This window comes from Nostocoides sp. (assembly GCF_035343835.1).
In the GTDB taxonomy this organism is placed as follows: Bacteria; Actinomycetota; Actinomycetes; order Actinomycetales; family Dermatophilaceae; genus Nostocoides_A; species Nostocoides_A vanveenii.
Window position 1 is genome coordinate 1 of record NZ_DAOQZV010000080.1, and the last position, 12,230, is coordinate 12,230.

General features: G+C 66.3%; 9 protein-coding genes. 3 read left to right on the top strand and 6 right to left on the bottom strand.

Annotated features, from left to right (window positions below; genetic code table 11):
• Positions 1-3,061, bottom strand: a 3,061-nt coding sequence (uvrA, locus tag PKH97_RS07615) for an excinuclease ABC subunit UvrA (RefSeq protein WP_324386806.1), incomplete at its 3' end; no start/stop codon positions are given.
• Positions 3,062-3,172: 111 nt separating this feature from the next.
• Between uvrA and PKH97_RS07620 the strand changes: the two genes are divergently transcribed.
• On the top strand, positions 3,173-3,889 hold the full coding sequence (locus tag PKH97_RS07620) for a hemolysin III family protein (RefSeq protein ID WP_324386807.1): 717 nt from the start codon (positions 3,173-3,175) through the stop codon (positions 3,887-3,889).
• 84 nt (positions 3,890-3,973) lie between these two features.
• Here the strand turns inward: PKH97_RS07620 and PKH97_RS07625 are convergent, their stop codons facing one another.
• The 5 genes from PKH97_RS07625 to PKH97_RS07645 all read right to left on the bottom strand — a co-directional run bounded on the left by PKH97_RS07625 (position 3,974) and on the right by PKH97_RS07645 (position 9,564).
• The gene (locus tag PKH97_RS07625) at positions 3,974-4,687 is read right to left on the bottom strand and encodes an ABC transporter ATP-binding protein (RefSeq protein ID WP_324386808.1); all 714 of its coding nucleotides are present in this window, start codon (positions 4,685-4,687) and stop codon (positions 3,974-3,976) included.
• Positions 4,684-5,520, bottom strand: coding sequence for an ABC transporter ATP-binding protein (locus tag PKH97_RS07630; protein WP_324386809.1), 837 nt, complete (start codon positions 5,518-5,520; stop codon positions 4,684-4,686). The genes PKH97_RS07625 and PKH97_RS07630 overlap by 4 nt, the downstream gene beginning before the upstream one ends.
• Positions 5,517-7,232, bottom strand: a complete 1,716-nt coding sequence (locus PKH97_RS07635; protein ID WP_324386810.1) for a branched-chain amino acid ABC transporter permease — start codon at positions 7,230-7,232, stop codon at positions 5,517-5,519. Before PKH97_RS07635 ends, PKH97_RS07630 begins: the two co-directional genes overlap by 4 nt.
• Positions 7,229-8,194, bottom strand: a complete 966-nt coding sequence (locus PKH97_RS07640; protein WP_324386811.1) for a branched-chain amino acid ABC transporter permease — start codon at positions 8,192-8,194, stop codon at positions 7,229-7,231. Before PKH97_RS07640 ends, PKH97_RS07635 begins: the two co-directional genes overlap by 4 nt.
• A 140-nt stretch (positions 8,195-8,334) precedes the next feature.
• Positions 8,335-9,564: a branched-chain amino acid ABC transporter substrate-binding protein gene (locus tag PKH97_RS07645; protein WP_324386812.1), complete on the bottom strand. Its 1,230-nt coding sequence runs from the start codon at positions 9,562-9,564 to the stop codon at positions 8,335-8,337.
• Positions 9,565-9,825: 261 nt separating this feature from the next.
• On the opposite strand from PKH97_RS07645, the gene PKH97_RS07650 reads away from it, so the two are divergent.
• On the top strand, positions 9,826-10,269 hold the full coding sequence (locus tag PKH97_RS07650) for a Rieske (2Fe-2S) protein (RefSeq protein WP_324386813.1): 444 nt from the start codon (positions 9,826-9,828) through the stop codon (positions 10,267-10,269).
• Positions 10,270-10,304: 35 nt separating this feature from the next.
• On the top strand, positions 10,305-12,221 hold the full coding sequence (gene uvrC, locus PKH97_RS07655) for an excinuclease ABC subunit UvrC (protein ID WP_324386814.1): 1,917 nt from the start codon (positions 10,305-10,307) through the stop codon (positions 12,219-12,221).
• Positions 12,222-12,230 lie beyond the last annotated feature (9 nt).

The window sequence follows — 12,230 nt, forward strand, 5'->3', positions numbered from 1 at the left end:
CGGCAGCCTTTGCGGCCGGAGCCCTCGTCGCCTTCGCGGCAGGTGCCATTCCGGCCGGCGCCCTCGTGACCTCGCCGGCCTGAACGGGCCCAGCCTTGACGACCGACTTCTTTGGCGTTCGCGCCCGCCCGGTCGCCCGAGCCGGCGTGCGAGCCGACCGCTCGAGAATGGGCGCCAGGAATCGACCGGTGTGCGACCCGGCCACCGCCGCGACCTCCTCGGGGGTCCCGATCGCGATCACCCGGCCACCGCCGGATCCGCCCTCGGGACCCATATCGATGATCCAGTCGGCGTTCTTGATCACGTCGAGGTTGTGCTCGATGACGATCACCGTGTTGCCCTTGTCGACCAACCCCTGCAGAACGATCAGCAGCTTGCGGATGTCCTCGAAGTGCAGTCCCGTCGTCGGCTCGTCGAGCACATAGATCGTCCGGCCCGTCGAGCGCTTCTGCAGTTCCGAGGCAAGTTTGACGCGCTGCGCCTCACCACCCGAGAGTGTCGTGGCCGGCTGGCCCAGGCGGACATACCCGAGCCCGACCGCGTTCAAGGTCGTCATATGCCGCGCGATCGCCGGGACCGCGGCAAAGAACTCCTCGGCCTCCTCGATCGGCATGTTCAGCACGTCGGCGATCGTCTTGCCCTTGAAATGCACTTCGAGCGTCTCGCGGTTGTAGCGGGCCCCGTGGCAGACCTCGCACGGGACGTAGACGTCGGGCAGGAAGTTCATCTCGATCTTGATGGTTCCGTCACCCGAGCACGCGTCGCAGCGGCCGCCCTTGACGTTGAAAGAAAACCGCCCCTGCTGATAGCCGCGAATCTTCGCCTCGGTCGTCGTCGCGAAGAGCTTGCGGATGTGGTCGAAGACGCCGGTGTAGGTCGCGGGATTGGACCGCGGCGTGCGTCCAATGGGGCTCTGGTCGACATGCACGACCTTGTCCAGATGCTCGAGACCAGTGACCGTCTTGTGCCGCCCGGGCACGTGCCGGGCGCCGTTGAGCTTGTTGGCCAGCACGTTGTAGAGGATGTCGTTCACCAACGTCGACTTCCCCGATCCGGAGACGCCGGTCACGGCGACGAAGGTCCCCAACGGGACCGACACCGACACATCGGCGAGGTTGTGCTCCTTGGCGCCGAGCACCTTGACCATCCGCTGCTTGTCGACCGGCCGGCGCACCACCGGCATCGGGATCTCCTCGCGACCGGACAAGTACTTCCCGGTGAGCGACTCCGGATGCCGTAGCAAATCGGCGACCGACCCCGAGTGCACGACGTGCCCACCGTGCTCACCCGCACCCGGGCCGATGTCGACGATCCAGTCAGCCGTGGCGATGGTGTCCTCGTCGTGCTCGACGACGATCAAGGTGTTGCCCAGATCGCGCAAGCGCACGAGGGTCTCGATGAGCCGGTGGTTGTCGCGCTGATGCAAGCCGATGGATGGCTCGTCCAGGACATAGAGGACGCCGACCAGCCCGGAGCCGATCTGGGTCGCGAGCCGAATGCGCTGCGCCTCCCCGCCCGACAGGGTCCCGGCGGGCCGGTTCAGCGACAGGTAGTCGAGGCCGACGTCGAGCAGGAAGCCCAGACGGGCATTGATCTCCTTGATCACCCGTTGCGCGATCGCCCGCTCCCGCTCGGTGAAGTCCACACCGCCGAGGAAAGCGGCCGCCTCGCGGATCGAGAGTGCCGAGACATCAGCGATGCTCCGCTCGCCGATCAGCACCGCGAGCGACTCCGGCTTCAGCCGAGTCCCACGACACGTGGGGCACGGCACCTCGCGCATATAGCCCTCATAGCGCTCGCGGCTCCACTCCGAGTCGGTTTCCGTATGCCGTCGCTTGACGAATGGGACCGCGCCCTCGAAGCCGGTGCTGTAGGAGCGCTCCCTGCCGTAGCGGTTGCGGTAACGGACGTGCACTTTGTGGTTCTGCCCGTGGAGCACGGCGTCCTTGGCGCGCTGCGGCAACCCGCGCCACGGCACGTCCATCGAGAAGCCGAGATCCTCGGCCAGGGCACCCAGCACCCGCTGGAAGTACTCCGCCGATCCGCTGCCCTGCCCCCAGGGGGCAACGGCGCCCTGAGCAAGAGAGAGGTCCTCGTCCGGCACGATCAACTCCGGATCCACCTCCAACTCAACGCCGATGCCGGTGCACACCGGGCACGCACCGAAAGGAGAGTTGAAGGAGAACGAGCGCGGCTCGATCTCGTCGATCGACAACGGATGATCGTTCGGGCACGCCATCCGCTCGGAGAAGCGCCGCTCCCGGTCAGGACTTCCCGGCTCCGCGTCCACGAAGTCGACGATCACCGACCCGCCCGCCAACACCAGGGCCGTCTCGATGGAGTCGGTGAGCCGGCGCTTGGCCGACCGCCCCGCATCACCCTCGGGCGACTTGGCAACGAGGCGGTCGATCACGACGTCGATGGTGTGCTTGACCTGCTTCTCCAGCTTGGGCACATCGGTCAGGGGCATGACCGTCCCGTCTACACGGGCACGGGCATACCCCTTGCTCTGCAACTCGGCGAAGAGCTCGACATACTCACCCTTGCGCGCGCGCACGACCGGCGCGAGCACCTGGAAACGCGTGCCTTCCGGCAACTCCAAGAGGCGGTCGACGATCTGTTGCGGCGTCTGCCGGGTGATCGGCTCCATGCAGACCGGGCAGTGCGGCCGCCCGGCGCGGGCGAAGAGCAGGCGCAGGTAGTCATACACCTCGGTGATCGTCCCCACCGTCGATCGGGGATTGCGATTGGTCGACTTCTGGTCGATGGACACCGCGGGGGAGAGGCCCTCGATGAAGTCCACATCCGGCTTGTCCATCTGCCCCAGGAACTGGCGGGCGTAGGCGCTCAGTGACTCGACATACCGCCGTTGGCCCTCGGCGAAGATCGTGTCGAAGGCGAGCGAGGACTTGCCCGACCCGGACAGCCCGGTGAACACCACGAGGGCATCGCGTGGCAGCTCGACATTGATGTCTTTGAGGTTGTGTTCGCGCGCGCCACGCACGATCAGGTGGTCCTGCTGGCGGCCGGCGGCGGCGCCTTTGGTGGTGGCTCGAGTCACGTCCGATATCGTATGTCGCCCCACCGACAGCCCCCTTGTTCGTCGCCTCTGCACCACCCACGCTGAGGTGACTGGCCGGTAACCTACGGTTCCGTAGGTTATGGTGGGTGCATGAGCGCGTCACAGCCTCGATCGTTCGACCCCACTGCGCTGACCGAAGCGGCCGGCGAGATGCTGCAGCAGGTCAAGCCGCGGCTGCGCGGCTGGCTCCACCTGGTCGCAGCCCCCCTGGCCCTGATCGCCGGCATCGTGCTCGTTGCGATGGCTCCGACCACCCAGGCGCGGATCGCCTGCGCGATCTTCGCGGTCGCGGCCACGGTGCTCTTCGGCACCAGCGCCCTCTACCACCGTGGCCGCTGGTCACCGAAGCGGGAGCGCCTACTCAAGCGCCTCGACCACTCCAACATCTTTCTCATCATCGCCGGCAGCTATACCCCGTTCGCTGTCCTCCTGCTCCCACCGAGGCAGGCCGACGTCCTGCTTGCGGTCGTGTGGGCAGGCGCCCTGGCCGGTGTGGCCTTCCGGGTCTTTTGGGTCGGGGCCCCGCGCTGGCTCTACACCCCGGCCTATATCGCACTGGGCTGGACCGCCGTCTTCTATCTGCCGGCCTTCCTCGCGCACGGCGGCGCGGCGGTCTTGACCCTGGTGCTCGTCGGCGGGGTGCTCTACACGATCGGCGGCATCATTTACGGCATCAAGCGGCCCAACCCGCTACCGCGCTGGTTCGGCTTCCACGAGGTCTTCCACGCGTTGACGATCGCGGCCTTCATCGTTCACTACGTCGGCGTTTTCCTCGCCCTCTACACAACCGCCGCCCTGACCGCCTGATGGCGACCGCGTCCATGGCCGGATGACCTGTGGGGCTGGGTTCGATGCGAACCCAGCCCCACAGGTCATACCGGCAATGACGCGTCAGTCCTCGCCGAGATAGGCCTTCCGCACGTCGTCGCTGCTCAGCAACTCACGGCCGGTGCCCTGCAGGACGATCTTGCCGACCTCGAGCACATAGCCCATGTTGGCCAGGCGCAGCGCGGCCTGGGCGTTCTGCTCGACCAGCAGCACGGTGGTGCCCTGCTCCTGCAGGGTCCGCACGGTCGTCATGATCCGCTTCATCATCAGCGGCGAGAGACCCATTGACGGCTCGTCGAGCATCATCAGCTTGGGCCGGCTCATCATCGCCCGGCCCATCGCCAGCATCTGCTGCTCGCCGCCGGAGAAGGTGCCCGCCGGCTGCTTCGAGCGCTCCCCGAGAATCGGGAAGAGTTCGTATGCCGCTTGCAGGTCCTTCCCGATCTCGCTGTCGGCGCGCGTGAACGCACCGAGGAGCAGGTTCTCCTCGACCGTCATCGCCGGGAAGATCCGCCGGCCTTCGGGGGAGTGCGCGATGCCCAACTGCACAATCTCGTGCGCCGGCATCTGGTCGATGCGCTTGCCCTGGAAGGTGATCGTTCCGCCGGTCGGTCGCAGCAGCCCGGAAATGGTCCGCAGCGTCGTCGTCTTGCCGGCGCCATTGGTGCCGATCAGCGAAACGACCTGGCCCTCGTCCACGGTGAAGCTGATGCCCTTGACGGCCTTGATCTTGCCGTAGCTGACTTCGAGGTCCTTGACCTCCAGCATGGCGCTCACGCGTCCTCCTCGTCCTCGAGCTCGCTGCCGCCGATGTAGGCCTCGATGACGCGCGGGTCGGACTGGACCTCTCCGGGGGTGCCCCAGATCAGGGCCTCGCCACGCACGAGACAGAGCACTCGGTCGCACAACTGGAAGATGAACCGCATGTCGTGCTCGATGACGACCACGGCGAGCCCGAGGTCCCGGATCCGGAAGATCAGGTCCATCGCCTGGGCAGTCTCCTGCGGATTCATGCCGGCGGTCGGCTCATCGAGCAGGATCAGCTTGGGATCGGTGGCCAATGCGCGCGCGATCTCCAGGCGGCGCTGATCGCCGTAGGGCATATTCCGGGCGAGCAACTCAGCGGACTTCCCAAGACCGACGAACTTCAGCAACTCCAGGGCCCGGGCCCGGGACTCGGCCTCCTCGCGCCGGTACTTCGGGCCGTGGATGATCGAGGTGAGGGCCGCGGAGGAGGTGCGGCAATAGCGCCCGACCATGACATTTTCCAGCGCGGTCATATTGCCGAAAAGCCGGATGTTCTGGAAGGTGCGCGCCATGCCGGCCTTGACCACGGCCCGCGGCTTGGGAGGCAGCGTCTGACCGTAGAAGGTCACCGTGCCTGAGGTCGGCTTGTACATCCCGGTGAGGCAGTTGAAGAAGGTCGTCTTCCCCGCGCCATTCGGGCCGATCAGCCCGACGATTTCGCCTTCGTGGACGTCGAAGTCGACATTGTTGACGGCGACCAAGCCGCCGAAGCGCATGACGACGCCGCGGGCCTCGAGCACCATGGCGCCGACCTTGCCGCCGCCCTGCCGTCCAGCGGGCGCCTCCTGAATTGCGGTGTTCATCGCGGTCCCTCCGTGGTCGCTGCGACCTCGAGTAGATGTTCTTGCTGGATTTCCTTCGCGAGTCCTTCGTCCTCGTCGTGGAATTCCAGCTGTCGCCGCTTGCTGGCGATCAGGCCCTCGGGCCGGATCCGCATCATCACCACGAGCAGCAGGCCGAAGATGAGCAGCCGGTACTCGCTGAAGAAGCGCAGCTTCTCGGGGAGCAGCTTCAGGATGGTCGCACCGACCAGCACGCCGGCCACCGTGCCCATGCCACCCAGGACGACGGCCGAGAGCAGGAAGGCCGACTCGAGGAAGACGTACTGGTCGGGGCTGACGGCCGTGTCCTGGTGGGCCTTAATCGTCCCGGCCAGGCCGGCGAGGAAGGCGCCACCGGCGAAGGCGAAGAGCTTCAGACCGAAGACATTCACACCCATCGCCTCGGCGGCGCGCTCGTCCTCGCGAATGGCCACCCAACCACGGCCGATGCGGCTGTTGTTGAGGCGGGTGAAGACCAGGATCACGAAGCCGATCAGCAGCAGCAGGATGAAGTAGTAGTTGCTGAAGCGGCCGAGTTGCAGACCGAAGATCGTATGCGGCTTGCCGAAGTCGAAGCCGAAGAGCTTCAGGTCCGGGATGCCCGGGATGCCATTGGGGCCATTGGTCAGATCCGGACCGTTGTTGCCGTCGAGGTTGAACATCGACAGGCGGAAGATCTCACCGAAGGCCAGCGTCACGATGGCCAGGTAGTCACCGGAAACGCGCAAGGTGGGCGAGCCGATGATCAAACCGAAGATGGCGGCGACGCAGGCGCCGATGAACATCACCAGGATGAACGGCGGCTTGAAGCCGACGGTCGCCGACGCGGCATTCGACATCATGGCCGCGACATACGCGCCGGAGCCGAGGAAGGCGATATAGCCGAGGTCGAGCAAGCCGGCGAGGCCGACGACGATGTTCAGACCGATGGCTGTCGCCGCAAAGATGATCACCTGGGTGGCGATCGACATATTCGCGTCCGACCCGTCCTGCGTGAACGGGAAGAGGAAGGCGACGGCGAAGGCCGCGAGCGTGAGCACCTGCCGGTGCCGCGCCCCGACATACCCGAACCACGTGAAGAAGCCGGCGCGCGCCATCGCCATGACGATGACGCCGAGGACCAGCAGGAAGAGCACGAAGACCCATGCGTCGTCACGACCCAGCACGTATGCCGCGCTGAACAGCGCGAACGCCATCAGGACGACGATCACGAGGATCTCCACCACCGAGCTGACCTGGGTCTTGGCGAGATCGTGCAGGAGTCGCTGCGGGGTCAGGTGGGCACCGACAAACAGCAGCACCGCGCCGGCCAAGGCCACCCAAGCACCGGGATTGATGTTGATCAGCCCGCCGGCCTCGTAGGCGATCGCCAGGATCGACAAGAGGGCGAAGAACACCGCCCCATTGCCGAGGGTGCGCAGGCCGAGCGCGGCGTCGAACCAGTCGCCGAGCCGCTGCAGCGGCCCCTTATGCATGAGCGCGAAGATCAGTGCGACAACGCCCAGGAAGATCGCGAAGAGCTGGAGCGTCGCCGGCCAGAGGGCGATGGAGATGTCGCCGAGAATGTTTGGGTCGTAGGACCACGAGAGCAGCCCGCTGACGATCAGCAGTACCGAGCCGGCGAGGGCCAACGGCCAGCCCTTGCTCGCGTGCGCGGCTCGGGTTTCCTCCGGGAGGTTGGGCAGCTTGATCATGCGCGATCCACCACCTTGGCGCCGAGGAGGCCCTGCGGCCGGAAGACGAGAACGAGAATGAGGAGGGCGAAGGCCCAGACGTCCTTCCAGGACGACCCACCGAACTGACCGAGGAAGCCCGGCAACATTCCGGAGTACTGGGTGATCAGCGACTCGGCAACGCCGAGCACCAGGCCACCCACGACGGCACCCTGGATATTGCCGATTCCACCCAGGACGGCCGCGGTGAAGGCTTTCAGACCGGCGATGAAGCCCATCTTGAAGTTGATATTGGTGTTCTGCAGGCCCTGCGCGACGCCGGCGACGGCGGCCAGACCGGCGCCGACGGCGAAGGCCACGACGATGATCCGGTCGACATTGATGCCCATCAGGCGCGCTGTGTCGGGGTCCTGCGAGACCGCGAGCATGCCCCGGCCCACCTTGGTCCGGTTGACGAAGTACCACAGGCCGGCGGCACACATGAGGAGGGCCCCGAAGGTGAAAACGGCCGCGCGTTGAATCGTGACGCCACCGAGGTCAATGGCCGGTCCGGTGACCACATCGATCTGGGGAAAGGGAATCTTCGCCTTGGCCGACGGGAAGTTGGTGCCGGGGATCTTGTCGAAGAAGAGCCGCACGAATTCCTGCAGAAAGACCGAGATACCGATAGCGGTGATCAGCGGTGCTAATCGTGGTGCGTGACGCAACGGCCGGTAGGCCACTCTTTCCATCAGCACCGCCGTGCCGACGGCCGCGATCATCGCGCCGATGATCATGATCGGCAGGATCCATAAGGCGGTCTGGCCCTTGAAGAGCAGGAGGTAGGTGGCAAGGGCTCCGAATGCGCCGATCATGAACACCTCGCCGTGAGCGAAGTTGATCAACTGCACGATGCCGTAAACGACCGTATAGCCGACGGCGATCAGCGCATAGAGAGAGCCCAGCGTCAGCCCGTTGACGAGCTGCTGCAGGAAGGTAGTCACCGTGTGGACACTCCTTCGTTGGGTCGGGGGGCGAACGTGACGGTGGTCACGTTGGGGAGAAACCTAGCGATAAAGCACGTCGGTGGGGAGCAGGCCACGCTGCCCCCCACCGACGATCAGTTATTGCGGATCGCGATCGATCACTTGAACTCGGAGGTGTCCTCCGCGACCCAGGCGCCGCCCGAGACCTTGTACACAGTCAAGACCTTGGTCGTGGTGTCGCCGTATTCGTCGAACGCCACCTTGCCGGTCACACCGTCGAAGCTGACCTTGCCCAGGTCGGTCACGGTGTTCGCGCGGGCATCCGCGACGCTGCCGGCGTCCTTGAGGCTGACCTTGAGTGCGTTGATGATCGCGTTGGCCGCGTCATACGCGTAGCCGCCGTAGGCCGCCGACGGGTCGGAGTAGCCCGCGCTCTTGTACTGCTCGAGGAACTTCTTGCCCGACTCGGTGCTGTCGGTCGGGGCGCCGACCGACGTGGCGAGGTCGCCCTCGGAGGTCTTGCCGGCGAGCTCGATGTACTTGCCGTCGAAGATCCCGTCGCCACCCATCAGCGGGATGCTCAGACCCTGGGCCTTCATCTGCTGGCTCAGCGGGCCCGCGTTCGGGTACTCGCCTCCGTAGTAGAGGGCCTTCGGTCCCTTCGGCTTGATGGCGGAGACGACCGCGTCGTACTTGTCCTCGTCGGGGTTGATGGTCTCGGCCGCGGCGATGGTGCCGCCGAGCTTCTTGAACTCTTCGGTGAAGGCTGCGACCAGACCCTGGCCGTAGGCCTTCTTGTCGTGGACGGTCGCGACCTCCTTGATGCCGGCCTTCTCGAAGAGGTAGCGCGCGGCAAAGGGACCCTGCACGGCGTCCGTGGTGCAGGTGCGGAAGTAGGTCGGGAAGGGCCGCTTCGGGTTGGCGGCATCGTCACCCTTGGTCAGCGAGACACCGGTGTTGGCCGGCGAGACCTGCACGATGTTCGCGGAGGCGAGGACCGGCTGGACCTGTAGGGCGACCGAGGAGTTCAGGGTTCCGACGACGCCGATGACGTCCTTGTCGCCGGCCAGCTTGGTGGCGGCATTCTTGCCCACATCGGCTGTGGCCTGGTCGTCCTCGGCGGCGAGCTCGAGCTTCCAGCCGGGAATGGCGTTGGCGTCGTTGGCCTGCTTGATGGCCAGGTCGACGGAGTTCTTGATGCCGAGGCCGAGGGCGGCCAGGTCACCGGAGAGCGGGGCGATGACGCCGATCTTGGCGACCTTCGAGCTGCTGTTACCGCCACCGGAGCCGCTGGTGGTATCGGAGCCACCGCGCGAGCCGCAGGCAGAAAGCATGAGCGACGCGGCAAGGACAGTGGCGCCGACGGACGCGACGGAGCGCTTGGACACGGGGATTCCTCCTGGTTAAACGATCTGACGAGAACGACCTCGTCGGCACCGTCTCGGGACGGAGCAAGGGCACAGTAACCGCAAAAAGTCGCGCCGCGACACGCCCCGCCGCTCGCGTGTCCCTCTCGTTATGCCAAAACCGGAGATTTAACGGTCAAGAAACAATGGGGTGCGGAAGGTGGCCCGTTCGGCGGCATCCGGTAGCGTCCACTCGCACGGTACCTCCGACGGCAGGTCGCCGCCACGTGAAAGGACGCACGTATGACCGATACCTCCCCCCAAGGCGATCCCTCCAACGCGCGCCGAGCCGTTCTCGGGATGGGGGCGGGTGGGCTCGTGGTCCTTGCCGCCTCGGCGTGCGGTTCCGAATCCTCCTCGCCCACGAGCGCTGGCGCGGGTGCTTCATCCAGCTCCTCGGCCGGCGGCACGCGGGTCCGCAAGGACCAGGTCCCGGAGGGCGGCGGCGTCATCCTGTCCGCGGAGAAGGTCGTGGTCACCCAGCCGACCGCGGGTCAGTTCAAGGCCTTCTCTGCGATCTGCACGCACCAGGGCTGCCCGGTCGACTCCGTGGCCAAGACCATCGGGTGTTCGTGTCACGGCAGCCAGTTCGCCATCGCGGACGGTGCCGTCGTTCAAGGACCCGCCACGCAGCCGTTGCCCGCCAAGACCGCAACGGTTGACGGCGACTTCGTCACGGTGACCTGACGGGGGCTGTCGGCGAGCCCGCATACAGTGCAGGAGTGGCTGATCCGACGACCTACCGACCGGCACCGGGAAGCATCCCGGTCGACCCGGGCGTCTATCGGTTCCGCGATGCGCACGGCCAGGTCATCTATGTCGGCAAGGCCAAGTCCTTGCGCTCACGCCTGTCCTCCTACTTCCAGGACATCGGCGGATTGCACCCGCGCACTGCGCGCATGGTCCGCACCGGCGCATCCGTCGAGTGGACCGTCGTGGCAAACGAGGTGGAGGCACTCCAGCTCGAGTACAGCTGGATCAAGGAGTTCGATCCGCGCTTCAACGTCAAATACCGCGACGACAAGTCCTACCCCTATCTCGCGGTGACGATGGGGGAGGAGTTCCCCCGAGCTCAGGTATTGCGAGGGTCCAAACGGCCCGGCACCCGCTATTTCGGGCCCTATGCGCACGCCTGGGCCATCCGCGAGACGCTCGATCAGTTGCTCAGGGTCTTTCCCGTCCGCACGTGCAGCGCCGGTGTCTTCAAGCGAGCCGGCCAGGTCGGCCGACCGTGCCTGCTCGGCTATATCGACAAGTGCTCGGCTCCTTGTGTCGGCCGGGTGGACGCCGATACTCATCGTCAGATCGCCGAGGACTTCTGCGACTTCATGGCCGGCAACACCGGCCGCTTCGTGAAGTCACTGACCGAACAGATGAAGCAGGCCGCAGCCGAGCTCGACTTCGAACGCGCCGCGCGCCTGCGCGACGACATCGCGGCCATGACCAAGGCGCTGGAACGATCGGCCGTGGTGTTCACCGACGCGACCGACGCCGACGTCTTCGCGGTTGCCGAGGACCAGCTCGAGATGGCCGTCCAGGTCTTCCACGTGCGTGGCGGCCGGGTCCGCGGCCAGCGAGGATGGGTCGCCGAGATGGATGCCGAGAGCGTCCCGGAGCTTGTGGAGCGCTTGCTCATGCAGGTCTACGGCGCCGAATCGGCCGAGGGCATCCCGCGCGAAGTCCTGCTGCCCGTGCTGCCCCCGGAGCCCGCCGCGATGTCGGAGTTGCTCGGCTCCATCCGCGGGGCCAAGGTCGCCTTGCGGGTGCCGCAGCGCGGCGACAAGAAGACGCTCATGGAGACCGTCCAGCGCAATGCCGACCAGTCCCTGGCCAGGCACAAGGTCGCGCGGGCCGGTGACCTGTCCGCCCGCGCGCAGGCCCTCGAGGAACTCACCGAGCACCTCGGGCTCGATCAGGCCCCGCTGCGGATCGAATGCTTCGATGTCAGCCACGTCCAGGGCACCAATGTCGTCGCTTCCATGGTCGTCTTCGAGGACGGACTGGCCCGCAAGTCCGAGTATCGCCGGTTCATCGTCCGAGGAGAGGCCGTGGACGACACGGCCGCAATGCGCGAAGTCCTCACCCGGCGCTTCCAGCGCTATCTCACTGAGCGCACCGAAACCGAGGACGGGCGCGCCAAGAAGTTCGCCTATCCGCCCAATCTCCTGGTGGTCGACGGCGGGCAGCCGCAGGCGAATGCCGCCGGCGCCGTCCTGCGCGAGTTGGGCGTCGTCGACGTCGCTGTGGTCGGGCTCGCCAAGCGACTGGAAGAGGTATGGCTGCCCGACGACGATTTCCCGGTCATCCTCCCGCGCGGAAGCGAGGGGCTCTACCTGCTCCAGCGCGTCCGCGACGAAGCGCACCGGTTCGCCATCACCTTTCACCGCGAACGTCGCAGCAAGGCGATGACCGTGAGCGGTCTGGACGGCATACCAGGTCTGGGTAAGTCGCGGCAGGCCGCGCTGCGGCGGCATTTCGGGTCGATGACGAAGATCCGGGCGGCGAGCGCCGAGGAAATCGCCGACGTCCCCGGCATCGGTCCCACGCTGGCGGGGACGATCGCCGCGCACCTCGGTGCCGCGGCCGATCAGGTGGAGCCGGCCGTCAACCTCACCACCGGCGAGGTCCTGGCCGACTGATCCGCACGC

What these genes read in the sequence shown, in the direction of transcription:
- PKH97_RS07620 (WP_324386807.1), top strand. Translation starts at nt 3,173, where the DNA reads ATGAGCGCGTCACAGCCTCGATCGTTCGACCCCACTGCGCTGACCGAA.
- PKH97_RS07650 (WP_324386813.1), top strand. Translation starts at nt 9,826, where the DNA reads ATGACCGATACCTCCCCCCAAGGCGATCCCTCCAACGCGCGCCGAGCC.
- PKH97_RS07635 (WP_324386810.1), bottom strand. Translation starts at nt 7,232, where the DNA reads ATGATCAAGCTGCCCAACCTCCCGGAGGAAACCCGAGCCGCGCACGCG.
- PKH97_RS07630 (WP_324386809.1), bottom strand. Translation starts at nt 5,520, where the DNA reads ATGAACACCGCAATTCAGGAGGCGCCCGCTGGACGGCAGGGCGGCGGC.